Annotated in this window: 24 protein-coding genes; 17 read left to right on the forward strand and 7 right to left on the reverse strand. The window is 71.2% G+C overall.

The window, feature by feature from the left end; all coding sequences use genetic code 11:
* Positions 1 to 32 precede the first annotated feature (32 nt).
* The gene (locus I004_RS0120435; protein ID WP_028437033.1) at positions 33 to 1,412 is read left to right on the forward strand and encodes an APC family permease; all 1,380 of its coding nucleotides are present in this window, start codon (positions 33 to 35) and stop codon (positions 1,410 to 1,412) included.
* 85 nt (positions 1,413 to 1,497) lie between these two features.
* On the forward strand, positions 1,498 to 2,154 hold the full coding sequence (locus I004_RS35060) for a TIGR03086 family metal-binding protein (protein ID WP_051345253.1): 657 nt from the start codon (positions 1,498 to 1,500) through the stop codon (positions 2,152 to 2,154).
* 85 nt (positions 2,155 to 2,239) lie between these two features.
* Here the strand turns inward: I004_RS35060 and I004_RS0120445 are convergent, their stop codons facing one another.
* Complete coding sequence (locus I004_RS0120445) at positions 2,240 to 3,100, reverse strand: MurR/RpiR family transcriptional regulator (RefSeq protein WP_028437034.1); 861 nt, start codon at positions 3,098 to 3,100, stop codon at positions 2,240 to 2,242.
* Between the two features lie 57 nt (positions 3,101 to 3,157).
* Positions 3,158 to 4,666 carry an aromatic amino acid ammonia-lyase gene (locus I004_RS0120450; protein ID WP_028437035.1) on the reverse strand — a complete coding sequence of 503 codons (1,509 nt, stop codon included), beginning with the start codon at positions 4,664 to 4,666 and terminating at the stop codon, positions 3,158 to 3,160.
* Between the two features lie 138 nt (positions 4,667 to 4,804).
* Between I004_RS0120450 and I004_RS35065 the strand changes: the two genes are divergently transcribed.
* The 6 genes from I004_RS35065 (at position 4,805) to I004_RS0120480 (ending at position 10,454) form a co-directional block, all read left to right on the forward strand.
* Positions 4,805 to 6,079 (forward strand): ABC transporter ATP-binding protein, encoded by a 1,275-nt coding sequence (locus I004_RS35065; protein ID WP_078511517.1) that lies wholly within the window; start codon positions 4,805 to 4,807, stop codon positions 6,077 to 6,079.
* A gap of 41 nt (positions 6,080 to 6,120) precedes the next feature.
* Entirely contained in the window at positions 6,121 to 6,777 is a 657-nt protein-coding gene (locus tag I004_RS35070) for an ABC transporter permease (RefSeq protein ID WP_051345286.1), read from the forward strand.
* A gap of 3 nt (positions 6,778 to 6,780) precedes the next feature.
* On the forward strand, positions 6,781 to 7,452 hold the full coding sequence (locus I004_RS0120465; RefSeq protein WP_028437036.1) for an ABC transporter permease: 672 nt from the start codon (positions 6,781 to 6,783) through the stop codon (positions 7,450 to 7,452).
* Between the two features lie 20 nt (positions 7,453 to 7,472).
* On the forward strand, positions 7,473 to 8,426 hold the full coding sequence (locus I004_RS0120470; RefSeq protein WP_028437037.1) for an ABC transporter substrate-binding protein: 954 nt from the start codon (positions 7,473 to 7,475) through the stop codon (positions 8,424 to 8,426).
* A gap of 80 nt (positions 8,427 to 8,506) precedes the next feature.
* Positions 8,507 to 10,009: a cytosine permease gene (locus I004_RS35075; protein WP_051345254.1), complete on the forward strand. Its 1,503-nt coding sequence runs from the start codon at positions 8,507 to 8,509 to the stop codon at positions 10,007 to 10,009.
* Positions 10,010 to 10,019: 10 nt separating this feature from the next.
* Entirely contained in the window at positions 10,020 to 10,454 is a 435-nt protein-coding gene (locus tag I004_RS0120480) for a hypothetical protein (RefSeq protein ID WP_028437038.1), read from the forward strand.
* A 384-nt stretch (positions 10,455 to 10,838) separates the two neighbouring features.
* On the opposite strand, the gene I004_RS0120485 is transcribed toward I004_RS0120480, so the two are convergent.
* Positions 10,839 to 12,230 (reverse strand): cystathionine beta-synthase, encoded by a 1,392-nt coding sequence (locus I004_RS0120485; RefSeq protein WP_028437039.1) that lies wholly within the window; start codon positions 12,228 to 12,230, stop codon positions 10,839 to 10,841.
* Between the two features lie 372 nt (positions 12,231 to 12,602).
* On the opposite strand from I004_RS0120485, the gene I004_RS0120490 reads away from it, so the two are divergent.
* The 3 genes from I004_RS0120490 to I004_RS0120500 all read left to right on the forward strand — a co-directional run bounded on the left by I004_RS0120490 (position 12,603) and on the right by I004_RS0120500 (position 16,393).
* The gene (locus I004_RS0120490; protein WP_037977102.1) at positions 12,603 to 13,631 is read left to right on the forward strand and encodes an SGNH/GDSL hydrolase family protein; all 1,029 of its coding nucleotides are present in this window, start codon (positions 12,603 to 12,605) and stop codon (positions 13,629 to 13,631) included.
* 408 nt (positions 13,632 to 14,039) lie between these two features.
* A complete protein-coding gene (locus I004_RS0120495; RefSeq protein WP_028437041.1) occupies positions 14,040 to 15,257 on the forward strand; it encodes an acetyl-CoA C-acetyltransferase in 1,218 nt (405 codons plus the stop codon).
* Positions 15,258 to 15,472: 215 nt separating this feature from the next.
* On the forward strand, positions 15,473 to 16,393 hold the full coding sequence (locus tag I004_RS0120500; RefSeq protein ID WP_028437042.1) for a hypothetical protein: 921 nt from the start codon (positions 15,473 to 15,475) through the stop codon (positions 16,391 to 16,393).
* Here the strand turns inward: I004_RS0120500 and I004_RS0120505 are convergent.
* A complete protein-coding gene (locus I004_RS0120505; protein ID WP_028437043.1) occupies positions 16,377 to 16,715 on the reverse strand; it encodes a hypothetical protein in 339 nt (112 codons plus the stop codon). The genes I004_RS0120500 and I004_RS0120505 overlap by 17 nt on opposite strands.
* A gap of 98 nt (positions 16,716 to 16,813) precedes the next feature.
* Here I004_RS0120505 and I004_RS0120510 point away from each other — a divergent pair, with 98 nt between their 5' ends.
* Positions 16,814 to 17,041 carry a DUF4287 domain-containing protein gene (locus I004_RS0120510; RefSeq protein WP_028437044.1) on the forward strand — a complete coding sequence of 76 codons (228 nt, stop codon included), beginning with the start codon at positions 16,814 to 16,816 and terminating at the stop codon, positions 17,039 to 17,041.
* A 103-nt stretch (positions 17,042 to 17,144) separates the two neighbouring features.
* On the opposite strand, the gene I004_RS0120515 is transcribed toward I004_RS0120510, so the two are convergent.
* Both I004_RS0120515 and I004_RS39075 read right to left on the reverse strand, forming a co-directional pair.
* The gene (locus tag I004_RS0120515) at positions 17,145 to 17,999 is read right to left on the reverse strand and encodes a Bax inhibitor-1/YccA family protein (RefSeq protein ID WP_028437045.1); all 855 of its coding nucleotides are present in this window, start codon (positions 17,997 to 17,999) and stop codon (positions 17,145 to 17,147) included.
* Positions 18,000 to 18,276: 277 nt separating this feature from the next.
* On the reverse strand, positions 18,277 to 18,414 hold the full coding sequence (locus I004_RS39075) for a hypothetical protein (RefSeq protein ID WP_158677060.1): 138 nt from the start codon (positions 18,412 to 18,414) through the stop codon (positions 18,277 to 18,279).
* A gap of 257 nt (positions 18,415 to 18,671) precedes the next feature.
* Here I004_RS39075 and I004_RS39535 point away from each other — a divergent pair, with 257 nt between their 5' ends.
* From I004_RS39535 to I004_RS35085, 4 genes are all read left to right on the forward strand, one after another.
* Positions 18,672 to 18,845: a hypothetical protein gene (locus I004_RS39535; RefSeq protein ID WP_158677061.1), complete on the forward strand. Its 174-nt coding sequence runs from the start codon at positions 18,672 to 18,674 to the stop codon at positions 18,843 to 18,845.
* Positions 18,846 to 18,958: 113 nt separating this feature from the next.
* Positions 18,959 to 19,507: a DUF6153 family protein gene (locus tag I004_RS37630; RefSeq protein WP_051345255.1), complete on the forward strand. Its 549-nt coding sequence runs from the start codon at positions 18,959 to 18,961 to the stop codon at positions 19,505 to 19,507.
* Between the two features lie 88 nt (positions 19,508 to 19,595).
* Positions 19,596 to 20,219 (forward strand): DUF305 domain-containing protein, encoded by a 624-nt coding sequence (locus I004_RS0120535; RefSeq protein WP_028437046.1) that lies wholly within the window; start codon positions 19,596 to 19,598, stop codon positions 20,217 to 20,219.
* 263 nt (positions 20,220 to 20,482) lie between these two features.
* On the forward strand, positions 20,483 to 22,018 hold the full coding sequence (locus tag I004_RS35085; protein ID WP_051345256.1) for an MFS transporter: 1,536 nt from the start codon (positions 20,483 to 20,485) through the stop codon (positions 22,016 to 22,018).
* Positions 22,019 to 22,111: 93 nt separating this feature from the next.
* Here the strand turns inward: I004_RS35085 and I004_RS35090 are convergent, their stop codons facing one another.
* Entirely contained in the window at positions 22,112 to 23,032 is a 921-nt protein-coding gene (locus I004_RS35090; RefSeq protein WP_106965398.1) for a DMT family transporter, read from the reverse strand.
* A 337-nt stretch (positions 23,033 to 23,369) separates the two neighbouring features.
* Here I004_RS35090 and I004_RS0120550 point away from each other — a divergent pair, with 337 nt between their 5' ends.
* Positions 23,370 to 23,696: a hypothetical protein gene (locus I004_RS0120550; protein WP_028437047.1), complete on the forward strand. Its 327-nt coding sequence runs from the start codon at positions 23,370 to 23,372 to the stop codon at positions 23,694 to 23,696.
* Positions 23,697 to 24,008: the final 312 nt, after the last annotated feature.

The following is a 24,008-nucleotide window of genomic DNA, read 5'->3' on the forward strand; positions in this document are numbered from 1 at the left end:
TGATGATCGCGGGCGGTGGGAAGCTTCAGCTCATGCCGGAGTCTCACGAAACCCCCGATGCAAAAAGCCCCTCCGACGGCGCGCCCGCCGGAGGGCCACCCCTCGTCCGCGCCATCGGCCCCAAGCTGCTGGCCTTCTTCATCATCGGCGACATCCTCGGTACGGGCATCTACGCCACCACGGGGAAGGTCGCCGGCAAGGTCGGCGGGGCCCTGTGGCTGCCGTTCGTGATCGGGTTCGCGGTGGCGCTGCTGACGGCGGCCTCCTACGCGGAACTCGTCGGCAAGTACCCGCGGGCCGCCGGCGCCGCGCTCTACACCCAGCGGGCGTTCAAGGTGCCCTTCCTGACCTTCATCGTGGCGTTCATGGTCATGTGCTCGGGCCTGTCGTCGGCAAGCGCGGCGGCCCTCGCCTTCGCCGGCGACTATCTGTCGGCACTCGTGGACGCGCCGTCCACGCTCGTCGCGATCCTGTTCGTCCTCGCGCTGGCGGCACTCAATCTGCGTGGCGTCTCGGAGTCGGTGAAGACCAACGTCGTGCTCACGCTGGTCGAACTGACCGGGTTGATGATCGTCCTCGCGATCGGTGTGTACGCCGTCTTCGCGGGCGAGGGCGACCCAGGCCGGCTGGGCGAGGTCCACACGTCGGGCGGCACCGGCTACGCCGTGCTGACGGGCGTGATGGGCGCGGCGGCGCTGGGATTCTTCGCGTTCGTCGGCTTCGAGGACTCGGTCAACATGGCGGAGGAGACGGTCGAGCCCAGCCGCAACTTCCCCCGTGCCCTGTTCATCGGCGTCGCCGTCACCGGCACCATCTACGTGCTGGTGGCGCTGATCTCGTCGCTGCTGGTCGACTTCCGGGTGCTGGAGAAGTCCACCGGGCCGCTGCTGGAGGTCGTCAAGGCCGGGGGGGTGAGCTTCCCGCCTGAGCTCTTCGCCGTCATCGCCCTCTTCGCCGTCAGCAACTCCGCGCTGATCAACATCATGATGGCCTCGCGTCTGTGCTACGGCATGGCCAACGAGGGCATCCTTCCGGCCGCCATGGGGCGGGTGCTGCCCGGCCGCCGCACGCCGGTCGTGGGCATCGTCTTCGTCACCCTGCTCGCCGTCGCGCTCGTCTCCACGGGCGAGATCGAGGGGCTCGGCGACACCACGTCGTTCCTGCTGCTGTGCGTGTTCGCCGTCGTCAACATCGCCGTCCTGGTGCTGCGCAAGGAGCGGGTGGAGCACCACCACTTCCGCACTCCGACCGTGCTGCCCGTCGTGGGCGCTGTCGCGACGATCCTGCTGGCGAGCCCGCTCGCCGACCGTGCGGCGGACGTGTACGTACGGGCGGGAGTCCTCGTCGCGCTCGGCATCGCGCTGTGGGCAGTGAACAGGGCGGTTCTGGGAATCGCCGCGCGGCGCCGATGAGTTCGCGTCCCCCAGCCGGTCGGTACAGGGGACGGCCGGACCGACCGGACGGCCGGCGGACACGGAGAAGGCAGGCGGGCGGGCGATGGATGACGGCACGCCGAACGCCGGCGCCGCATTGCTGGAGCGGGCACTCGGATACGCACTGTGCGCCGTACGGCCGGTGACGGCACCGGCGCTCAACCGCCCGACGCCATGCAGTTGTTGGGACCTGCGCGCACTTCTGTGGCACACCAACGACTCGCTCGCCGCGCTGTGCGAGGGGATCGAGGACGGCTACGTCGGCCTGGAGCCGCCCCCCGTGCCGGCCGGGGGCGGGGGCAGCCGCGGATGTGACGACCCGGCATCGGCCTTCCGGGCCGCGGCGTCGCGGCTGATGGGGGCCTGGGCCGGCTCCGGCAGCCCGGCGGGGCGGCTCGTGGCCATCGACGACATGCCCCTGACGGCCGCGGTGCTCGCCCGTACGGGAGCGCTGGAGATCGCCGTTCACGGGTGGGACATCGCTCAGGCCACGGGGCTGCCGCGGCCCGTGCCGGCGGCGCTCGCCACCGAGCTGATGCGTACCGCACGTCAGTTGGTGCCCAGGCCCGGGGCGCGCCATCCGCTCTTCGGTGCGCCGATCACGGTCCCGGCGGAGGCCGATCCGAGCGACCGCCTCGTGGCGTTCCTCGGCCGCGATCCGTACGGGACGTGGCGGGGGCAGGACAGGGGCGGCGCGGAGGGCCGGGCGGCCCGGGCGTAGCGGCGCGGGTGCGGCTCGGCTCCTGATGTGCGGCACCCCGCCGCCGTCGTTCAGCTGCGCCCCGGTCGCTCCCGTTCCGCCGCGCTCACTCCAGGAACAGTCCGCGGTCCGCCGCCCGCGCGTCGAACTCCTCCAGCCGGGACTGGGCCTCCGGCAGCCCGTCGCACATCGCCTCCAGCAGCACCCGCCCGAGCAACATGGGCGCACAGGCGGTGTCGAAGACGAGCCCCGTTCCGACGGCGGCGGGAAGCAGCAGATCCTCGGGGTGTGCGACGGGCGCGAAGGCGCTGTCGGCGACGGTGACGATCCGCAGGCCCGCCGCGCGCGCGTGATCGAGCGCCTCGGCGACTTCCCTTGGGTGACGTGGCAGAGCGAAGCACAGCAGCACGTCCGCTCCGGCCCGTACGCACCCGTCGATGCGGTCGGAGAGCATGCTTCCGCCCTCGTCGAGCAGGCGTACGTCGGGGTGGACCTTGGAGGCGAAGTAGGCGAAGCCGCGCGCCTGCGCCGAAGCGGCCCGCAGGCCCAGCACGGGCAGCGTGGGGCTCGCGGCGAGCAGCCGGCCCGCGCGCTCGACGGGAGCGGGGTCGGCGAGCAGCGCCGCCAGGTGCCGCAGATTGTCGATCTCGGCGTGCACCGCCTGCTGGTAGGCGTTGTACGGGTCGGGTTCGGCGTCCTGTTCGCCTGCGGCCGCTCCGGCCCCCGTCGTCTCGGGCGCCGATTCGCGCAGATGCCGGCGGAGCGCCGGATAGCCGTCGAAGCCGAGAGCCACGGCGAAGCGCGTGACGGACGGCTGGCTCACCCCCGCAAGCTCGGCCAGTTCGACGCTGGAGAGGAAGGGCGCGTCACCGGCCTGCCGGACCATGCAGTGTGCGATCCGGCGCTGTGTCGGCGTGAGCCTGTGCCCCTCGAAGAGCTTCAGCAGTCGCGCGCTCGCGCTGCTCATCCCGTCCTCCTGCGTTCGGTCGGTCTGCTGTGGCTGCCGCGGGACCGGGGCCCGCGTTCACAGCGCGGAGAGCCGGTCGAGCAGACCGACGGCCACATCTACATCATCGGACAGGGGACGGTCCGCCATCTCGGGCTCGAGTTCGGCAGCCGCCAGCTCATAGGCCCGGCCGACCGGCAGTCCGGGGTCCGGTACCGTGCCGCGCTGCCGCAACGCACGTATCGCCGCTACGAGTTCGCAGGCCAGCACCTGCCGCTGGTACTCGGGCATCCGCAGGGCGTGCCGGGCCGCCAGGGAGGCGAAGCTGGCCACTTCCTCCACACCGCGGGAGAGCACCGCGTGGCCGAGCGAGGCCGGCTGGGCCAGCGAGGTCAGCTCGGCCAGGGCGGCACCGGCGGCGTACTCCAGGATCATCACTCCGGAGCTGGCCGGCGTGTCCTCGCTGAGGAAGGGACGCAGCCCGGTGATGCCGGGCTCGACGAGCGAGACGAGCCGTGCGGTGGACAGGCGGGCCGTCTGCAGCACGGCGAGGCGGAGGCCGTCGAGCGCGGAGGCGGCGTGCGCGGCGTAGAAGCTGCCGTGATGCAGTGCCCCGTACACGCCCTGGGCGTCGGCGCTGATGAGGGGGTTCTCGGCGGCCGCGTTGAGATCGACCTCGAGCACACCGGCCAGCGTGCCGGCCGAGTCCAGCGCGGGCCCGTGAATCTGCGGGACGCACCGGAATCCGTACGGGTCCTGGATGCGCCCGCTGGGCGGGCCGGGCCGTGCAGGTGCGCCGAGAAGCACGCGCATCCGGGCGGCGGCGGCGACGGATCCGGGGTGCGGGCGCTCCCTGTGCACAGGTTCGGCGTACGCCTCGTAGGAGCCGCCGGCCGCGAGGAGGGAGAGGGCGGCGACGACGAGTGAGGCGTTCTGCAGCCTGCGCAGTTCGTCGAGAGCGAGCGCGGACTGACCCAGGGTCAGAGCGTTGCTGCTGATGAAGGCCAGCGCGTCGTTGCCGTCCAGTGCGACGGTCTGCGGTGCGGGACCGCCGGTCCAGGGCTGCTCGCCGAGCAGGGCGAGTCCGGTCTGGGCGAGTGCGGCGAGGTCTCCGGTGCCGACAGCGCCGTGTTCGCGCACGACGGGGTGTGCGCCGTTGCGTACGGCCTCCAGAAGCGCGAGCACGATCTGCGGGTTGAGTCCGGCGCCGCCGGCGAGCAGCTGGTTGGCGCGGACGACGAGCATGGCCCGCACCTCGCGGGCGGGGAGCTGACTGCCGACGGCACCGGCGTGGCTGCGCAGCAGCCGCAGTCCATGCCCCTCGGCGGTGGCGTCCACGTCGACGTCCCCGTCGGCACGCACGGCGGCCGTGCGGTTGGCGCCGACCCCGGTGTTACGTCCGTAGACCCGTCCGGCGAGGGCGAGTTCGCGGGCGGCATGCCAGGAACGTTCGACGCGGGTGAGCGACCCCGGATCGGGTTCGCCGAGAGCGGCGGAGCCATGGGCGAGCTGGACGACGGCCGCCGTATTCAGTGTCCTGCCGTCCGGAGCCACCCTCCGCGCGGTGTCCACGATCTGAGACGACATCCGCGTCGACCTCCTCCCACCCATGGTTTCCGGGATCGGTCACCGCTGCTCAGCCATCCGCATGGCGGGCAATGGTCACGTGCCTTTCACACCCGGCCCTTGACATCTATTCACACCCCAACGACTGTGCATGACTATATGCAGTCGGGCAAGGGACTCCGGATGATCAGCTTCGACTCGGTCAGCAAGCACTACCCGAACGGCACCACCGCCGTCGACGACCTCACACTCGAACTCCCCGAGGGCGACCTCACCGTCCTGGTCGGCTCGTCCGGGTGCGGCAAGACCACGACCCTGCGCATGATCAACCGGATGGTGGATCCGAGCGCCGGCACCGTGAGGGTGGCCGGACGTGACGTGCGCGAATCGGACGCCGCCGAACTCCGCAGGAGCATCGGCTATGTGATCCAGCAGTCCGGGCTCTTCCCGCACCGGACCGTCCTCGACAACGTCGCCACCGTTCCCCTGCTGCTCGGCTGGGGCCGCCGCAAGGCCCGCAGCCGAGCAGCCGAACTCCTTGAACGTGTCGGCCTGGACGCCGGATCCGGCAACCGCTACCCGCATCAGCTCTCCGGCGGTCAGCAGCAGCGCGTCGGGGTGGCACGCGCACTCGCGGCCGATCCGCCGGTGCTGCTGATGGACGAGCCGTTCGGCGCCGTCGACCCGGTCGTACGGACCCAGCTGCAGGACGAACTGCTGCGGCTGCAACGCGACTTGCGCAAGACCGTCGTCTTCGTCACCCACGACATCGACGAGGCCGTGCGGCTCGGTGACCGCATAGCCGTCTTCCGTACCGGCGGCCGGCTCGTGCAGTGCGCACCCCCCGCCCAGTTGCTGACCCGGCCCGCGGACGACTTCGTCGCCGGGTTCCTGGGCGCCGAGCGCGGACTCAAGCTGCTGTCCCTGACCACCCTCGGAGAGGCGGACGTGCCGCACGAGCCCGTCACTCCCGTCCGCACGGACGAGCCGGTCTCGGACATCCGCGCAGGCGGAGGCGGCTCCAACAGCCCCGCCGGCGAAGGGGACTGGCGTGTGGCGGTCGCCCCCGACGGGACACCGGTCGGCTGGCTCGACGCCGGGCGCCTGCCCGCCGGCGGCACCGCCGGAGACGCGGAACTGCTGCCCCTGCGACCGCTGCGCGACGAGGACTCGCTGCTCGCCGCACTCGACGAATCCGTCACCTCGCCGGCCAGGGCGGTCGCCCGCGTGGACGGCGACGGCGTGCTCTGCGGCGTCACGCCGCGTGCCGCGCTGCACGAGCGTGCCGCCGCACACCACGCCGCGGCAGCGACGGCAGGCACCGACGACGGCGGCCGGTCGGGCTCCGGCGCCGACGCAGACGCAGAGGCAGACCGGTCGGGCCAGGACGGGACGGACGGCGGAGAGGTCCGAGCCACCGAGGCGGCCTCGTGACGGCCGTCGACTGGGGCTGGTTCCCCGATCACATCGGCGACATGACGGTGCTCACCCTCGACCACCTGTCCATAGCCGTGCCCGCGGTGCTGTGCGGACTGGTGATCGCCCTGCCGCTGGCGGTCGTCGCCCACAGGGTGAGGATCCTCCGCGGAGTGATCCTCGGAGTCTCCAACGTCCTGTTCACCATCCCCTCGCTGGCCTTCTTCGTCCTGCTGCTGCCCGTCACGGGCCTCACCCGCAGCACCGCGATCACCGGCCTGACCATCTACACCCTGGTCGTGCTGATCCGTAACACCGTCGAGGGCCTGGACGGCGTTCCGGCCCACGCCCGCGAGGCGTCCCTCGCGATGGGCTCACGGCCGCTGCGCACTCTGCTCACCGTTGAACTGCCGCTGGCCCTTCCGGTGATCATGGCGGGCGTGCGCGTGGCCACCGTCATGACCATCTCCCTGGTGAGCGTGGCGAGTTACATCGGCTACGGCGGACTCGGGCAGCTCTTCACGGACGGCTTCCAGCGCAGCTACACCACCCCCGTGATCGCCGGTGTGCTGCTGACCCTGCTGCTCGCGGTGCTCGCCGACGGGCTCCTCGTCACCGTCCAGTACCTCGGCACGCCGTGGACCCGGCACCGCACGACGGCCGCCCGCACGAAGAGGGCCGCCGCGGTCCCCCGCACGAAGCCCGAGGAGGTTTGATCCATGCTTCAGCTCCTCGCCGACCTCGCGCGGTGGCTGACCGGTCCCGCCCAGTGGCAGGGCCCCGAAGGCATCGCCGTGCGGCTGCTCGAACATCTCGAGTACTCCCTGCTGGCAACCCTCGCCGGCGCCGCACTCGCCCTCCCGCTCGGCCTCCTCATCGGGCACACGCGGCGCTTCGCGTTCCTCGCCATCAACCTGGCGGGCTTCGGGCGTGCCCTGCCCACGGTCGGTCTGGTCACGCTGGTCTTCCTCGCGGGCGGACTGAGCATGTGGCCCGTCTACGTGGCGCTGATCGCCCTCGCGGTCCCCGTCATCGTCACCAACACCTACGCGGGCATGACGGCCGTCGACCCGGACGTCACCGACGCCGCTCGAGGAGTCGGCATGACGGGCCCGCAGGTGCTGTTCAAGGTCGAACTCCCCCTCGCGCTGCCCCTGGTGATGACCGGACTCCGGCTGGCCATGATCCAGGTCGTCTCAACGGCGACCATCGCCGCGTACGTCAGCTTCGGCGGACTCGGCCGCTACATCTTCGACGGACTCGCCCAGCGCGACCTCGTCCAGGTCCTCGGCGGAGCGGTCCTCGTCGCCCTGGTCGCCGTCCTGCTCGACCTGGCGATGGCCGGTCTGCAGCGCTCCTTCTTCCGCAACCGCCCCGCCGACGCACGCTGACACGACGCTACGGAGAAGCCATGCCCAGCAATCCCCGCCCGCGCCGCCGGGCCGTTCTCACGGGGCTCGCCGCCGCGGCCGCGGCTCCCGCCCTCGCGGCCTGCTCCAGCGGCATCACGTCGCTCAAGGGAAAGCGCACGGACAGCTCCGGATCCGCGGACAGCGGGGCCGGACTCGTGGTCGGCACCGCCAACTTCACCGAGAACCAGATACTCGGATACCTCTACGCCGAAGCCCTGCGCGGCAGCGGTGTGAAGGCCACCGTCAAGCCCAGCCTCGGCTCCCGCGAGGTCGTCGTTCCCGCGCTCGAGGGCGGAGACATCGACCTGCTGCCCGAGTACCAGGGCAACCTGCTGCTCCATTTCGACAGGAAGGCCGAGGAGACCGAGGCCGGCGAGCTTCAGAACGCCCTCGCGGCCGAACTCCCGGCCTCGCTGGAGGTGCTGCCGTACGCGGCGGCCGAGGACAAGGACGTCTTCGCCGTCACACGGGAGACCGCCCGCAAGCACGGCCTCAAGAGCTACGCCGACCTGAAGAAGACCGACGGCGACCTGGTCTTCGGCGGTCCTGCCGAGGACAAGACCAGGGTCGTCGGCCTCGTCGGCTTCCGTGAGCGGTACGACGTCACCTTCAAGGAGTTCAAGGCCCTCGACGCGTCCGGGCCCCTGGTCAAGGGAGCTCTCAAGAAGGGCGACATCGACATCGCCAACCTCTTCAGCACCGACGCCGACATCAGCAGGAACGACTGGGTGGTGCTCGAAGACCCCCGGCACATGGTGCCCGCGCAGCACATCGTCCCGGTGGTGCGCAGCGCCGTGGCCGACGCTCCCGTGCGCAAGGCGCTGGCCAGGCTCGGAGCCGTGCTGACGACCGCTGAACTGAGCAAGCTCAACAGGCTCGTCGACGTGGAGCGCAAGGACCCCGACGACGTCGCCGCGGACTGGGCCGCCGAGCATCACCTCACCAAGGATTGACGCCGGCTCCGCGGTGCCGTCCTGCGTCACGCCCTGAGGCCCGCGGAACGGAACGGAACAAGAGAGGCAGGACGAGCACGATGCCCACACCCCGCGCGGAGTCCCTCGTGGAACGCCGCTCGATCGACGTCGTACCGGACAGCGAGCGGCACGGCAGCGCCTTCAGCCAGTTCACGCTGTGGCTGGGCGCGAACCTCCAGATCACCGCCGTCATCACGGGTGCGCTCGCGGTCGTCTTCGGCGCGGGACCGTTCTGGGCGGTGATCGGGCTCGCCCTCGGGAACGTGCTGGGCGGCGCGGTGATGGCCCTGCACTCCGCTCAGGGGCCGCGGCTGGGCCTGCCCCAAATGATCTCCTCCCGGGCGCAGTTCGGCGTGCGGGGCGCGATCGTGCCGCTGGCCCTGGTCATCGTGATGTACGTCGGCTTCTTCGCGAGCGGCAGCGTGCTGGCCGGGCAGGCGGTCGGCGAACTCACAAGGCTGGGCGAGACGGCCGGCATCGTCGTATTCGCCCTCGTCACCGGGGTCGGCGCGGCCGTCGGCTACCGGCTCATCCACACCTTGGGCCGACTCGCCTCGCTGATCTGCGCGCTCGCGTTCGTCTACCTCGGCTTCCGGCTCCTGCAACGCGCCGACCTGGGCGGCCTGCTCGCCGAACGCGCCTTCGAACTCCCGGTCTTTCTGCTGGCAGTTGCGCTTGCCGCCTCGTGGCAGCTGGCATACGGGCCGTACGTCGCCGACTACTCGCGCTACCTGCCGCGTTCGACGTCCGCCCGTGCCACGTTCTGGTGGACGCTCGCCGGCACCGGGATCGGTTCGCAGTGGTCGATGACCTTCGGGGCGCTCGCCGCCGCCGCTGCGGGAAGCAGCTTCACCGGCCACGAGGTCGAGTACATCGTCGGCCTCGGCGGGGCCGGAATCATCGCTTCGGCGCTGTACTTCGTGATCGCGCTCGGCAAGCTGACGATCAACGTCCTGAACACGTACGGGGGCTTCATGTCGCTGGTCACCAGCGTCAGCGGCTTCCGCGGCCAGGCCGTGCTCTCACAGCGGGCACGCGCCGCCTACATCGGCGGGATCATGGTCGCCGGAACGGCGCTCGCCCTTCTGGGCAAGGACAGCTTCCTCACCTCGTTCAAGGACTTCCTGCTCTTCCTGCTGACCGCCTTCACGCCCTGGTCCGCGATCAACCTCGTCGACTACTACCTGATCGCGAAGGAGCGGTACGACCTGCCGGCGTTCAGCGACCCGGCGGGCCGCTACGGTGCCTGGCGGTGGCGGGCCCTGAGCGTCTACGTCATCGGTCTGCTCGCTCAATTCCCGTTCCTGGCAACGCACTTCTACACCGGCCCCTTCGTGGGCCCGCTGGGAGGTGCCGACATCTCCTGGATCGTCGGGCTGGCCGTGCCCGCGGCCCTGTACTGGCTGCTCGCACGGCACGACACCGCCCACATCCCGGACCGCACGATCCTCGGGCCCGACGACGCGGAAGCCGCTGCCGGCGCAGGTGGAGGTGGAGGTGGGGGCAGGCCGACCGCGGGTACGGGGGCTGGCACCACTGCCGGGGGCGGCCCGCGCGCGTAGCGTGCCGCACATGGACACCCGCGACCCCGAGCTCACGCGCGAACTCGACGCGACTCTTCAGACCCGCAGGGAACTGGGCAAGGAGTACGAGGACGAACTCATCGCCTCCTTCCTCGAGAAGCTCGACCACCGGCTGGAGACGGTCGTGGACAAGCGGACGCGCCGCCGGATGGCGGAGCAGCAGATGGTCGTGGCCCGCGGGGGCTCCCGGGCGCAGACGGGCGGCGGTTCGCCGTCGTATCCGGAGGGCATGGGTGCGCGGCTCCTGGCGGTCGCCTCGCTGGTGCTCGCCGTGCCGCTCTCGGCCATCGCCGCCGTCAACACAGGGCTGTCCGGCCTGCTGGTGTGCTGGGCCGGCATCGTCGGCGTCAACGCGGTGCAGGGGAACTGGAACCTTTTCCGACGGCCCAAGGAGGAGCGCCGGCAGGAGAGCGACTGGGGCTGAGCGGCCTGTCCGGCACCTGGGCTGCCGCCACTGCCGTCCCTACGGAATCGGCTGCGGGGCGGCCGGGCGTGGGCGGAGATGACCACGAGGGCTGTGCCCACGAAGCGGGGCCCCTGCGGCGGGGGGCCGCCGCACCCCGGTGCGGACACCGGGGCGGGACGAACGGCAGCCCCCCGCGGGGATACGCGCCGGTCAGGACCGGTCGCGTCCCGGCGTCCGGGTCCGGGAGCCGCTCCGGAGTTCCTCGACGCCGACACAGACCACTGTGCCGACCGTCTGTCAACCGCACGTTTCGGGGCCGTGACACTCTCTCGCCACTTCGCGGCCGCCCCGGAGGCCCGGGGCCACCGCGGGGACTTCCGGGTGTTCACGGCCCCGCCGGCGTCACTTCTTCGTGCCGCCCGCCAGATAGGCCAGCAGGTCCTGCCTGCTGACCACACCGACCGGCTTGCCCTCCGCCAACACCACCGCGGCGTCGGCGCCTTCGAGGACCGGCATCAGGTCCCCCACCGACTCGCCGGACCCGACGTGCGGCAGCGGCTCGCTCATGTGCTTCTCCAGGCGGTCGCCCAGCGAGGCACGCTGCGCGAACAGCGCGTCCAGCAGGTCCCGTTCGACGACGGAACCGACGACCTCCGCGGCCATCACATCCGGGTGGCCGGCCCCCGGCTTGACCACCGGCATCTGTGAGACGCCGTACTCGCGCAGCACCTCGATGGCCTCGCCGACCGTCTCCTCGGGGTGCATGTGCACGAGCGAGGGGATCGGGCCCTCCTTGTGCCGCAGCACGTCACCGACGCGTACGTCGGTGGCCTCGCCCTCCTCCAGGAAGCCGTAGTCGTTCATCCACTCGTCGTTGAAGATCTTGCTGAGGTAGCCCCGGCCGCCGTCCGGCAGCAGCACCACGACCACGTCGTCCGGCCCGAGCTTCTTCGCGACCTCCAGCGCGCCCACGACGGCCATGCCGCAGGAGCCGCCCACCAGCAGGCCCTCCTCCTTGGCCAGGCGACGCGTCATCTGGAAGGAGTCCTTGTCGGACACGGGAACGATCTCGTCCGCCACACCGCGGTCGTAGCAGTCCGGCCAGAAGTCCTCGCCGACGCCTTCGACCAGGTACGGGCGGCCGGATCCGCCGCTGTAGACGGAACCCTCCGGGTCCGCGCCGACGATCCGGACCCGGCCCTCGCTGACGTCCTTGAGATAGCGGCCCGTTCCGGAGATGGTGCCGCCGGTGCCGACGCCCGCGACGAAGTGGGTGATCCGCCCTTCCGTCTGCTCCCACAGCTCGGGACCGGTCGTCTCGTAGTGCGAGCGCGGGTTGTTGGGGTTGCTGTACTGGTCGGGCTTCCACGCGTCCGGGGTCTCGCGCACGAGCCGGTCCGAGACGTTGTAGTACGAGTCGGGGTGGTCCGGGTCGACGGCCGTCGGGCAGACGACCACCTCGGCGCCGTATGCCCGCAGCACATTGATCTTGTCCGTCGACACCTTGTCGGGGCAGACGAAGAGACAGCGGTAGCCCTTCTGCTGGGCGACGATGGCGAGCCCGACACCGGTGTTGCCGGAGGTGGGCTCGACGATGGTGCCGCCCGGAACGAGTTCGCCGGACGCCTCCGCCGCCTCGATCATCCGCAGCGCGATCCGGTCCTTCACAGAACCGCCGGGATTGAAGTATTCGACCTTCGCCAGAACAGTGGCGCGGATACCCTCCGTGACACTGTTCAGCTTGATCAGCGGGGTGTTGCCGACAAGGTCGATCATGGACTCGTGATACTGCAACGTGGTCTCCGCGCGTCCGTGGGCAGCGTCGTTGCGTGCCCTTACCGTCACGATATTGCGCAACACGCGCACACCGGAGGCCCGTTGCGAAGGTTGCAGAGCGGTCCCCACGGGGCAACACAGTGTTAGGAGCGCTCAACCCGCACGTCACAGGACGCGCACCGAGCGCTCACACCGACTACCCAACCACGGTGCCTCTTCATGCACCCCAGCACCATCGGACGGGTCACCGCCCGGCGGCAGCGGGAACGGATCGGCGCGACCGCGGTGTCACAGACGTCACTGTCCACGCAGTACAGCGCACGCGGAACGCGCAGCACAGTAGGACCAGCACCAGCACTCAGAACCATCAGCGGGAGGCGGACCAGAGAGATGCCGATGTCGAATGCGGCGAGCGCAAGAGTGGCACGGCGGATCGCGACCGCGGCCGCATACGGCGGCGGTGGCCTCAGCCTGCTCGGAGGCGCCGCCGTCGGACTGCTGTTCGCCGAGGCTCAGCTCGCAAAGCGGAAGATCGGCGGCTCGGACGACGAACCCCCCAAGGCCGACGGCGTCTACGGCGCCGCCTTCGCCGGACACCACCCGGGACGAGCCGTGCGGCTCGCCTTCCTCGGCGATTCCACGGCGGCCGGCCAGGGGGTGCACCTCCCCCGCCAGACTCCGGGGGCGCTGCTCGCCTCCGCGCTCGCGGCCGTCGCCGAACGCCCGGTGGAGCTGCGCAACGTGGCCCTGCCCGGTGCCCAGTCCGACGATCTGGAGCGCCAGGTCACCCTGCTGCTGAGTGAGCACGACCTCGACCACGCGCCCGACGTCTGCGTCATCATGATCGGCGCCAACGACGTCACGCACCGGATGCCGCCCTCCCGAGCGGTGCGGCTCCTCTCCGACGCGGTGGCGCGGCTGCGTACCGCCGGGTGCGAAGTGGTCGTCGGCACGTGCCCCGACCTGGGCTCCGTCGAGCCGGTCGGCCAGCCCCTGCGGTGGGTCGCGCGGCGCCTGAGCCGTCAGCTCGCCGCGGCGCAGACCATCGCCGTCGTCGAGGAGGGCGCTCGTACGGTCTCGCTCGGCGACCTGCTCGGCCCCGAGTTCGCGGCGCACCCCCGCGAGCTCTTCGGCCCGGACAACTACCACCCCTCGGCCGAGGGTTACGCCACCGCGGCGATGGCGATACTGCCGACCGTGTGCGCATCCCTCGGCCTGTGGCCGACGGAGGACGAGCGGCCCGACGCCGCGCGCCGGGAGAGCATCCTGCCGGTGGCACGGGCGGCTGCGGAGGCGGTCGCCGAGGGCGGCACCGAGGTCACGGCCGTCCGCGGCCCGTGGGCCCTGCTCAAGCACCGCCGCCGGCGTCGGCTGCCCCCGGCGGAAGAGGTCGAGACGGCGCACGAAGAGGCGCTGTAGCCCCGGCGGGCGGGCAGTACAGCTCCGCCCGCCGACCGGGCCCCTGTGCCCCCGGGGCGCCTGCCGGGAACGGGCCGCCGCCGGGCAGCGAGACGGATCCAGCGCGGTTCGGCCGGAGGTGGGCCTCCCGGGCGGCCTCCTCAACTGCACGCCGGACAGCGGGCGTTCAGGCGCCGCGGCCGGACCGCCGGGAGGGCGGAACCGTGGGTCCCCGCCGGGGGCAGGGGAGTCCCGTCCGGTCGGCCACCACACCGGCCTACCGTCGACAGTGGCCCCCTCCACGCCCCGGACAGCGGAAAGCAAGCGCTTAGAAAAGAGTCCCGCATCACACCGTGCGGCCCGTGACCCCGGGGCTACGGGGAGGTAGCTTCCCGCAGGAAACCGCTCTGCCGACCCTCTGGAGCCGTGATGCCCGAAGCAGTGATCGTCTCTGCCGCCCGCTCGCCCATCGGACGCGCCTTCAAGGGGTCGCTGAAGGACGTACGGCCGGACGACCTGACCGCGCAGATCATCAAGGCCGCCCTCGACCAGGTGCCGGAGCTCGACCCCACCCAGATCGACGACCTGATGCTCGGCTGCGGCCTGCCCGGCGGCGAGCAGGGGCACAACCTGGGCCGCGTCGTCGCCGTGCAGATGGGCATGGACCACCTGCCGGGCTGCACCATCACCCGCTACTGCTCCTCGTCGCTGCAGACGACCCGCATGGCGCTGCACGCCATCAAGGCGGGCGAGGGCGACGTGTTCATCTCGGCCGGTGTGGAGACCGTCTCCCGTTCCGTCAACGGGAGTTCGGACGGGATGCCCGGCACGCACAACCCGCTCTTCGCCGACGCCGAGGCCCGTACCGCCGAGCGCGCCGAGAAGGGCGGCCCGGGGTGGGAGGACCCGCGCGAGAGCGGGCAGGTCCCCGACGTCTACATGGCCATGGGACAGACCGCGGAGAACCTGGCCCGCCACAAGGGCGTCACCCGCAAGGACATGGACGAGTTCGGCGTCCGCTCGCAGAACCTGGCGGAGAAGGCCATCGCCGACGGCTTCTGGGAGCGGGAGATCACACCCGTCGCCACTCCGGACGGAACGGTGTCCAAGGACGACGGGCCGCGTGCCGGTGTGACACTCGAAGGCGTGGAGGGCCTCAAGCCGGTCTTCCGCCCCGACGGCCTGGTCACGGCGGGCAACTGCTGTCCGCTCAACGACGGTGCGGCCGCGCTGGTCGTCATGTCCGACACCAAGGCGCGCGAGCTGGGGCTGACGCCGCTGGCGCGCGTCGTCTCCACCGGCGTCTCCGGCCTCTCCCCCGAGATCATGGGTTACGGCCCGGTCGAGGCCAGCAAGCAGGCCCTGGCCCGTGCCGGGATGACGATCGGCGACATCGATCTCGTCGAGATCAACGAGGCGTTCGCCGCTCAGGTCATCCCCTCCTACCGGGATCTCGGCATCGACCTGGACAAGCTCAACGTCAACGGAGGCGCGATCGCCGTCGGCCACCCCTTCGGCATGACGGGGGCCCGCATCACCACGACGCTGCTCAACTCGCTGCGCTGGCACGACAAGCAGTTCGGTCTGGAGACCATGTGCGTGGGCGGCGGTCAGGGCATGGCCATGGTGCTGGAACGCCTCAGCTGACGTGCCGGAGATGTGATTTATCCCCCTGGAGCTGAGCGTTTCTCCTGCTCACGACGAGCGGGGCGGTGGAGGTATCAGTTCACCTCTGTCCTATTCATGGCGTTTGGGACTACGGTCGACTCGCCCCCGGGCTTCTCCCCGTGCTGTGCCGGGAGAGGGCGCCGGGGAGATCTGAGCCAGCGTCCAGGGGGACCGACCGAACCAGGAGAACGTCAGTGAGCGCGATATCTCTGCTGCTGCTCGCGACCGCGGTCACGGCCGCCGCGGTCGGGGGCGCCGCCCTGCATTCGGCGCGCGGTCTGCGCCGGCGCCTCGACGAGTGCGCGCAGGGCGGCACCCTCGAACGCGGGGCCAGGGTTCCGCACGCGCGCTCCGCCGAGGAGATCCGAAGCATCGTCGTCGAGGCGATCGCGGAGGAGCGTGAACGTGAGCTGGCGGAGGCCCGTGCCATGTGGGCGGCGCAGGAGCGCGGAGCCGGCGGCACGGACGTGACCGACGGGACGCTGGCCGGACACGGCACGGAGTACGAGATCGCTCCCGTCCTGGACGCCCTTCTCAGGGGCCGCGTCGACGACGACGTGCTGGAGAGCCTGCGCGAACTGCGCGACCGCGACATGCCCCAGCCGGGCATCTTCGTACCGCGGCAGATGGAGCGCGACCTGGGCGACGGCGATCTCGAACCCGTGGAACCGCTGGAGCAGCCCGGTCCGCAGGACGGGCAGGAGACCCCCGGTGTGGCCGCGGCCCGCCGCCGTCACCCTTCGGAGCCGGACTTCACGCTCAGCGGCGACCCCGCCCTCCCGGCGCAGACGCCGCTGCGCTCCAGGAACGTCGCCGGTCACGAGCGGACCGTGGGGCGCCTGGCGGAGCTGGCGGACGCCCGTACGCCGCTCTCGGACGTGCGCCAGGGCCCGCTGGGCACGCTGGACGTCTATCTCTTCCAGGACGGCACGACCGTGTGCCTCTCCCCCGGCCACCGCGAGACGGCCGAGGCCCTGTGCGCGGCGCTGCGGGACGGGGACGTCCCGGTGCTGATGGGGGGCTCCACCGTCTCCGGCGCGTACGCCCTCACCTTCGCCTACGGGGAGGGCCGCACCGCCTATCTGCTCGCGGACCGGGTCATCGCTTCCCGGTAGCAGCCGCGGCGATACGTACGGTGGCGAGCCCGACGAGGCCGACCGCGTCGGCCAGTTCATGATCGGCGTCAACTTCGCAGAGAATTTCCGCCAGATCGTGTGCAGCCACCAACAGCTGGTCGCCGACAGCGAAAACCCCCACGTCCGGCAGCTCCACCGGAGGGCGTCCCGGGAACTCCAGGCGCTGTGCCCGCACCGCCAACTCGCGGGCCAGGGCCAGTCCTTCGGCCGCTGCTCCCCTGCGCAGAGCGCTCTCCGGAAGGGTCCGCAGACGGTCCGCCGCGGGCTGGACCGCGGAGATCAATGGGGCTGTATCGAGCACCCCGCAAGCGTATGCGCCCCCGACACACTGTTGCCATCGTCCCGTTACTCAGGCACCTTGGCGGGAAGGACTCCATAAGGCAGCGTCCGGAGGCGCCGATGTCCCAGATCTTCTCCGAAGAGACCCACCGGAACATGCTCACCCGCATCCCTCAATGCACCGGCCGTGAAGTATCCGAATGGCTGCGGACTGTAGATGAAGGCCCTTCCCTCTTCCGCTTCGAGGAGAAGGTGAGCTGGCTGCGCGGCGAGCACAACCTCGCGTACGGCCACGCGAAAGCGATCATTCACGAGTACGACCTGCGGCGCGCTGCGCGCCATCTGTAACCGGCCTCCACAGGATCTCTTGGATTTCCGGAGCTGATCCGGATCAGCACATACGAAGGGGCCCGCGAGGCGTCACCGCCTCCGGGCCCCTTCTGCGCGTCCGTCAGTCGTTGCCCTGAAGGATCGCGATCAGTCGCAGGAACTCGAGGTAGATCCACACGAGGGTCAGCGTCAGACCGAAGGCGGCCAGCCACGACTCCTGGCGGGGAGCCCCGTAGGCGATGCCGTCCTCGACCTGCTTGAAGTCGAGCGCCAGGAAGAGCGCGCCGATCAGGATGCCGACGATCCCGAAGAGGACGCCCATCGCGCCGCTGCGGAAGCCGAGACCGTCACCGCCGCCGAAGACCGCGAACAGCAGGTTCACCATCATCAGCAGCACGAAGCCGACGGCGGCGGCCATCGCGAAGCGGTAGAAGCGACGGTTGACCCGGATGATCCGGGTCTTGTACATCACCAGCACCGCGGTGAAGACCGCCATGGTGCCCAGCACGGCCTGCATCGCCGCGCCCTCGGTGAACTGGTTCACATAGTTGCTGATTGCACCGAGGAAGAGGCCTTCCAGCGCCGCGTACGCCAGGATCAGCGCGGGCACGGCCTTGCGCTTGAAGGACTGGACGAGTGCCAGCACCATCGCGACGAGGCCGGCACCGATGGCGAACGGCAGAGACAGGTTCGTGATCCAGGCCACGGCCGCCATGACGACGACAAGGCCCACCGTCATACCGGTGCGGGCGACGACGTCGTTCATCGTCATGACGCCGGTCTGCGGCGGGGCGGTGGGCGGGGCCCCGGAGGGCTGACCCACTGCCTGCGTCTGCTGCTGGGCGTAAGGGTTGTTCGCGTAAGGGCTGTTCGCGTACGGGTTCCCGGCCTGCGGCTGCTGGCCGGCGTCGAAACCGGCATAGCCGCCTGAGCGGCTGAACCCCCGTCGCGAGAAGACCGGGTTGCTGCTCCTCATCTCACTCCTCCATGGCCGCACGGCACGGCACTAGCCTTCAGAGTAATGCGTTAGCAAAAACAGCACGCTACTCCAGTGTCAAGAACGAAGAAAAGCGGGGCGTGGTTCCGTCTTGGTTCCGTTCTTGTACCGCCCCGCCGGGTCCTCCACACGTGTCGCTCCGCGGCCGGGGCGTTGCGCCGAAAGGCTGAAGAACCAGAGGGCCGGGGGCTCCTGGAGACGGCGCAGCTGAGCGGCTCTCAGGGCAGCATGTGGGTGCCCGGGGCGGTGAGCAGTGTCACCGGTGCGAGGCCCCGACCGTCCAGGCCGCGTAGTCGAGATGTGCCCCCGACTGCAGGCGGCGCAGGGGCGCCAGGAGCCGCTCGCCGAGCCCCGGGTGGGGACGCCGCGGCACACCGAGCACCGCGATGCCCACGCCGAGTGCGGTCGAGAGCAGCCCGAGCAGGACGCCCGGTGAGCCAGTGGCCCGTGTGACCCGCGGCCTCCTCCGCCACCGCCTTGCCGAGCGATGTCCCGAACGGGGCATTCAGCACACGGCGAGCCCGCCGAGGCGGAACATGGCGCCGGTGAAGGGCGGTTCGCGTGCCCGCCCGTACAACGCGTACTCATCGACGGAGGCGTGGCGTCGAGGAGGATGCCGGTGCACGCGAACAGCGCCGCCTGGACGGCTCCGTGGCCGCCAGTACGTACAGCGAAGTGCCCGCGACGCCCTCGGGGATCAGCAGCGCACTCGGGACGGTGGCCCGCGGACTCGGCACGGCGGCCAATCTGCGCGCCCAGCTGCGGCGACGTACGGGCCTGTCCTCCAGCGCGTACCGCCGCCAGTTCAGCGCACGCGTCCCCTGACGGCGCTCCTTCCGCGGCCGGTCCGCCGCGGGGCCACGGGCGGCGAGGGCAGGAACCTTTGCCATCGGGCACAACTCGGCCTGCGTCCGGATCCGTGCCCGTACGATGCGTCCGTGATCCGCAACGGCCCGAAGGTGTCTCCCGCACCCGCCCTCCAGGGGCGTGCCCGGGCGCTGCCGTTGCTGGTCATGGCGGTCCTGTGCGGGCTGCTCGCGATGCACGGGCTCGGAGCGGCGCCGCCGCCCGAGGCTCACCCGCACCAGGTGACGGCGCACTCGGCGCCGGAGGCGGCCGTCCCGGGCGGTCACGCGACAGGCGGTCACACCACAGGCGGTCACACCACAAGCGGTCACGCCGCCCACGGCAACTCTCACGTCCACGGCGTCGTACACAGCGATGCCCACGACGAGAGCCCGCGCATCGGACCCGGCGGCCAGCACGCGGACCAGTGCGAGTGCGACGGAACGGGCGGGCACGTCGCACACGCCGACGCGGCATGTTCGGCGAGCGGCACCAGCGGCTCCCCGAGCATGGACGGCCCCGCCTCCGCCACGGCCGCCGGCCCGCAGCCCGACACGGACCTCGACGGGTGGTGCCGGCCGGACACCGGAGCGGAACGGGCGCCACCCTCACTTCACCGGCTTCAACTCCTGCGCATATAGGGGCGCCTCACGGCGCGGCCGCAGGGCCGCCGCCGCATCAGGTGCACCCGGAAACAGCAACTCTTCTACACGCAGGAGCAGTACGACCATGAGTACACAACGTTCCACCCTCAGCCGCGCGGTGACCGCCGCCGCGTCCGCCGCGGTCGCGGCGCTGGCGCTCGCGGCATGCGGCAGCGGCCAGGACCAGGCGGCCGGCGACGGCCACGGCTCGGGCCACGACAGCGGAAAGAAGCCCGCGAAGAGCGCGGGCGCAGCCGACGTCTCCTTCGCGCAGGGCATGATCCCCCACCACCGCCAGGCCGTGGAGATGTCCGAACTGGCCTCCTCCCGTGCGGAGTCGGCGAAGGTGAAGTCGCTCTCCGAGCGGATCAGCAAGGCCCAGGAGCCCGAGATCGAGAAGATGTCCGGATGGCTGAAGTCGTGGGGCGAGAAGGTCCCCGCCCCGGGCCGAGGACACTCGGCGCACTCGGGTCACTCCATGGCCGGGATGATGACTCCCGAGGACATGGAGAAGCTCAAGAAGCTGTCCGGCGAGAAGTTCGACCGCGAATTCCTGCAGATGATGACGGCGCATCACGAGGGAGCCGTCGACATGGCCCGCACGGAGGAGTCGGACGGCTCGTACAAGCCGGCGAAGGCCATGGCCCGCGACATCAGGCGCTCACAGACCGGTGAGATCAAGGAGATGCGGGAGCTGCTGAAGAAGTAGCGCTCCCGTCCGCGCACGGCTCACCGTGCCGGTGTCCCGTACGTCGGCCCGCCCATGCGGCGCCTGACGTACGGGACGCCGGCGAGCGGCAGCAGCCGCCGCGCGAGCAGGCCGCAGCCCCGCCCTCCTGCTCCCCGCGGTCGTCGATCGGCCGGCAGCGCATCCGTCCGGTCGCGCAGACCAGACGCATGACGCGAGCGAATCTTGCGACCCGGCGGGGTACTCGCGAGCGCGACCCGGCGTGCGCAGAGCGAGGAGCGTCAGTGCCCGAAGCGAGATCGTCCGCGGGCCCGGAACCGGAGCCCGGACCCGGGCCCGACCCGGAGACCGGCACCGGCTCACAGCGATGGAAGGCCCTGGCGGTCTGTCTCGTCGCGGGATTCATGACGCTGCTGGACGTCTCGATCGTCAACGTGGCCCTGCCGTCCGTACGAGAGGGCCTGCACACCACCGAGTCCGAACTCCAGTGGGTGCTCTCGGGGTACGCGCTCTCCTTCGGGCTCTTCCTCGTCCCCGCCGGGCGGATGGGCGACGCACGCGGCCGCCGCCTCGTCTTCATGGTCGGCCTGGCCCTGTTCACCCTGGCGTCCGCCGCGTGCGGAGCCGCCCGTACGAGTGCGTGGCTCGTGGCCGCGCGGCTGGTGCAGGGCCTGAGCGGCGGGCTGATCGCACCGCAGATCTCGGCCCTGATCCAGCAGATGTTCTCCGGACGGGAACGGGCGCGGGCCTTCGGCATGTTCGGCACGGTCGTCGGCGTCTCCACCGCCGTGGGACCGCTGCTGGGCGGCGTGATCATCCAGGCGGCCGGCGCGGACGAGGGCTGGCGCTGGGTCTTCTACGTCAACCTCCCCATCGGCATCCTCTGTCTCTTCCTCGCCCGACGGCTGCTGCCCGACACCCCCACCGCCGGTGCGCGGCAGCGGTCCCAGAGCCTCGACCCGGTGGGCGTGGCCCTGTTGGGCGCGGGCGTCCTGGCGGTGCTGCTGCCGTTCGTCCAGGCGCAGCAGTGGAAGGGCGACGGCAAGTGGCTGCTGCTGCTACTCGCGGCGGTGCTGCTGGCCTGCTTCGTCCGGTGGGAGTCGCGGTGCTCACGGCGCGCGACGGAACCTCTCGTGGCGCTCTCGCTCTTCCGCATCCGCTCGTACTGGACGGGCTGCCTGCTGATCGTCTTCCAGTTCGCGGGCTTCACATCGATCTTCTTCATCACCACGCTGTATCTGCAGAGCGGGCTGCACTACAGCGCGCTGCAGGCGGGGCTCGCCATCACGCCGTTCGCGCTGGGGTCCGGAGCGGCCTCGCAGCTCGGCGGACGGTACGTGGACCGGTACGGGCGCAGGCTCGTGGCCGGCGGGCTCGCGCTGACCGCGCTCGGACTGGCCGGCACCGCGCTCACGGCCCACGCGGTCGAGGGGCACAGCACCGGCTGGTACCTGATGATTCCGCTGCTGCTCGCAGGGCTGGGCACCGGTTTCGTCATCGCCCCGAACCAGGCGCTGACCCTCTCCCAGGTGCCTGTGGCGCGGGGCGGCAGCGCGGCCGGAGTGCTGCAGACCGGGCAGCGCATCGGGGCCTCGGTCGGCATCGCGGGCGTGGGCTCCCTCTTCTTCACCCGACTGAACATGAGCCACGGCCCACCGGTCGAGGCCGACTGGCGCTCGGCGTACCAGCACGGGCTCGTTCTCTCGGTCGTCTTCGTCCTGATCGCACTGACGGCGGCCCTGGCCGATATATGGACGGACCGTCAGGGCACCGAATCGCACCCCGCTGTGGATCACGGCCCGCAGCCGCCGCCCGGTTGATCCGCCCCTTCGTGGATCCGGCGCGCGGGAGCGGGGCCGCGGACTCCCGGCGGGCACGCCACCCGCGGTCCGGGCGGGCCTTGCAGACATGCCCTAGCGGGGACGGCCGCTGTCGTCGTACGCCTCCTTCTCGTCCGAGGGCCCGGACGGGCCGGGCGCCCCGGTCGGCATCGCCGGGTGACGTCCCAGGAGGAAGACTCCGCCGATGGCCGCTCCCAGCCCCAGGACTTCCCAGGTGACCGCCAGCGGCGTCAAGCGCACCGTGTCGCCGAGGAACCCGATGCTGCACGCGATCCCGGAGAGTGGCTCCGCGGCCGTCAGCGCGGGCAGGGACTGCCGCAGTGCCCCGGCTTCGAAGGCGCTCTGCACCAGCACCAGCCCGATGACGGCAGATGTGACGATGACGTACGGCTGCCAGCTCGTGACCAGTCCGACGAGGCCGGATTCGCTGAACACCGTGCTCGCCTCACGGGTCAGGGCGTCCTGGACCCCGTAGAGCACACCTGCCGCTCCGGCCAGGAGCGGAGGCTCCTCGGCCAGTCGCAGATTGCGGGCGATCACGACCATCACCAGGGCCACCGCCACCACCGACCCCAGCACGAACCAGCGCCGGAAGGCACCGATCTGAGCGTCGTCGTTGCCCTGCGGGGATCCGGCGGCAACGAACGCGGCCACGCCTCCGCTGAGCAGCACCACCCCCGCCCAGCCGCTTCGGCCGAGCCGCTGCCCGCTGATCCGCCGCGCCAGCGCCATCGCGAAGAGCAGATTGGTGGCCAGCAGCGGCGCGACCCGTGAGACGTCCCCCTGTGCCAGCGCGGCGGCGCTGAGGAGCTGGCCGATCACCATGAAGCCGATGCCGAGCAGCCAGCGCGGGACCTTCATCAGGTCCAGCAGCAGCCGGAAGGAGAGGATGTCGGCCAGCGGGGCGCGGGCTGCGGCCTCCTGCTGGAGCACGAACCCGAGGCCCAGAAAGCAGGCCCCGACCAGGCCGTACACGTAGACCATGATCGACATGCCACTCCACGGCGCTTGAGCGGGCCCCGCGCTGCACTGCGGGCCGTCCGGATCCGGCGTATCCGTCTGAAGACTCCCAGCATCTCCCAAATATTCCGGTCCGGGAGACTGCTGGGCCGCGACACAGGTGATTGCCCACGGAGCGGACCAAAGCCCCGGCACCGTGACGGGCCCGGCGGGGCGCTGACGGGCAGGAACAGGGCCGCACAGGGATCGCGGAGCGCGGGCACCCGCCGTGCCGGTGCCGGATGGCCGGAATGGCCGCACGGGGCGGAGCCTTCGGCCCCGCTTCCTCAAGAGCCCCACCACACTCGCGTGCGCTGAATAGCGTTGAGACATGAGTTTGATGACAGAGGGGGAGGCACCTGGGCCCGTCCGCTTCTACCTGGCCTGTGACGACGTCGGCTGCCCGGCTCGCGCGGTGTTCGACCTCGTGATCAACGAGCCTCCGCCACCGATTGAGGACGACCTGTTCGGGCACATCCTGCACAGCAGCGCCCGCGCGGCCCCCTACCTCGAGGAGCAGGGCTGGACCTTCACGCAGGGGATCGGGTACTGGTGTCCGACCTGCTCCACCCCCCTGTCCGAACGTCCCGGCCCACCCAAGCCCGGGCGGCGTCACGTCTCGCGCCGTCAGCGGCGGGATCCGAGGGGCCCGCAGTAGAGAGCCTCCCCGCCGGCAGAGCGCTTGGCCGCGGTGCGGCCCCGGCAGAGCGCCTGCCCGCAGTTGCCGCAACGCCGCGCGCACGGCCATGGGTCCGCCGGTCCACGCTCCGTGATCCCGCCTGGTGGCAGAACGCACCGAGCACACACCCGCGCCTGTGCGCCCCCGCACTGGCCGCGTGCGCCTGCGAATTCAAGCCGTTCCGGGACACCCGCCCCGTGCGGCCGCGGTGCCCTTATGTTCTGCTTTCACCACAGGAGCCCGCTCTGCCTGCTGCGGTTGTATCTGCTCCCGTATGGATCGACCCTGTAA

The organism is Streptomyces sp. TAA486, assembly GCF_000426165.1.

Excerpts from the sequence above, each read along its gene's own strand:
- I004_RS0120435 (WP_028437033.1), top strand. The coding sequence starts at position 33 with ATGCCGGAGTCTCACGAAACCCCCGATGCAAAAAGCCCCTCCGACGGC.
- I004_RS35060 (WP_051345253.1), top strand. The coding sequence starts at position 1,498 with ATGGATGACGGCACGCCGAACGCCGGCGCCGCATTGCTGGAGCGGGCA.
- I004_RS0120445 (WP_028437034.1), bottom strand. The coding sequence starts at position 3,100 with ATGAGCAGCGCGAGCGCGCGACTGCTGAAGCTCTTCGAGGGGCACAGG.
- I004_RS0120450 (WP_028437035.1), bottom strand. The coding sequence starts at position 4,666 with ATGTCGTCTCAGATCGTGGACACCGCGCGGAGGGTGGCTCCGGACGGC.
- I004_RS35065 (WP_078511517.1), top strand. The coding sequence starts at position 4,805 with ATGCAGTCGGGCAAGGGACTCCGGATGATCAGCTTCGACTCGGTCAGC.
- I004_RS35070 (WP_051345286.1), top strand. The coding sequence starts at position 6,121 with ATGACGGTGCTCACCCTCGACCACCTGTCCATAGCCGTGCCCGCGGTG.
- I004_RS0120465 (WP_028437036.1), top strand. The coding sequence starts at position 6,781 with ATGCTTCAGCTCCTCGCCGACCTCGCGCGGTGGCTGACCGGTCCCGCC.
- I004_RS0120470 (WP_028437037.1), top strand. The coding sequence starts at position 7,473 with ATGCCCAGCAATCCCCGCCCGCGCCGCCGGGCCGTTCTCACGGGGCTC.
- I004_RS35075 (WP_051345254.1), top strand. The coding sequence starts at position 8,507 with ATGCCCACACCCCGCGCGGAGTCCCTCGTGGAACGCCGCTCGATCGAC.
- I004_RS0120480 (WP_028437038.1), top strand. The coding sequence starts at position 10,020 with ATGGACACCCGCGACCCCGAGCTCACGCGCGAACTCGACGCGACTCTT.
- I004_RS0120490 (WP_037977102.1), top strand. The coding sequence starts at position 12,603 with ATGCCGATGTCGAATGCGGCGAGCGCAAGAGTGGCACGGCGGATCGCG.
- I004_RS0120495 (WP_028437041.1), top strand. The coding sequence starts at position 14,040 with ATGCCCGAAGCAGTGATCGTCTCTGCCGCCCGCTCGCCCATCGGACGC.
- I004_RS0120510 (WP_028437044.1), top strand. The coding sequence starts at position 16,814 with ATGTCCCAGATCTTCTCCGAAGAGACCCACCGGAACATGCTCACCCGC.
- I004_RS0120515 (WP_028437045.1), bottom strand. The coding sequence starts at position 17,999 with ATGAGGAGCAGCAACCCGGTCTTCTCGCGACGGGGGTTCAGCCGCTCA.
- I004_RS0120535 (WP_028437046.1), top strand. The coding sequence starts at position 19,596 with ATGAGTACACAACGTTCCACCCTCAGCCGCGCGGTGACCGCCGCCGCG.
- I004_RS35090 (WP_106965398.1), bottom strand. The coding sequence starts at position 23,032 with ATGTCGATCATGGTCTACGTGTACGGCCTGGTCGGGGCCTGCTTTCTG.
- I004_RS0120550 (WP_028437047.1), top strand. The coding sequence starts at position 23,370 with ATGAGTTTGATGACAGAGGGGGAGGCACCTGGGCCCGTCCGCTTCTAC.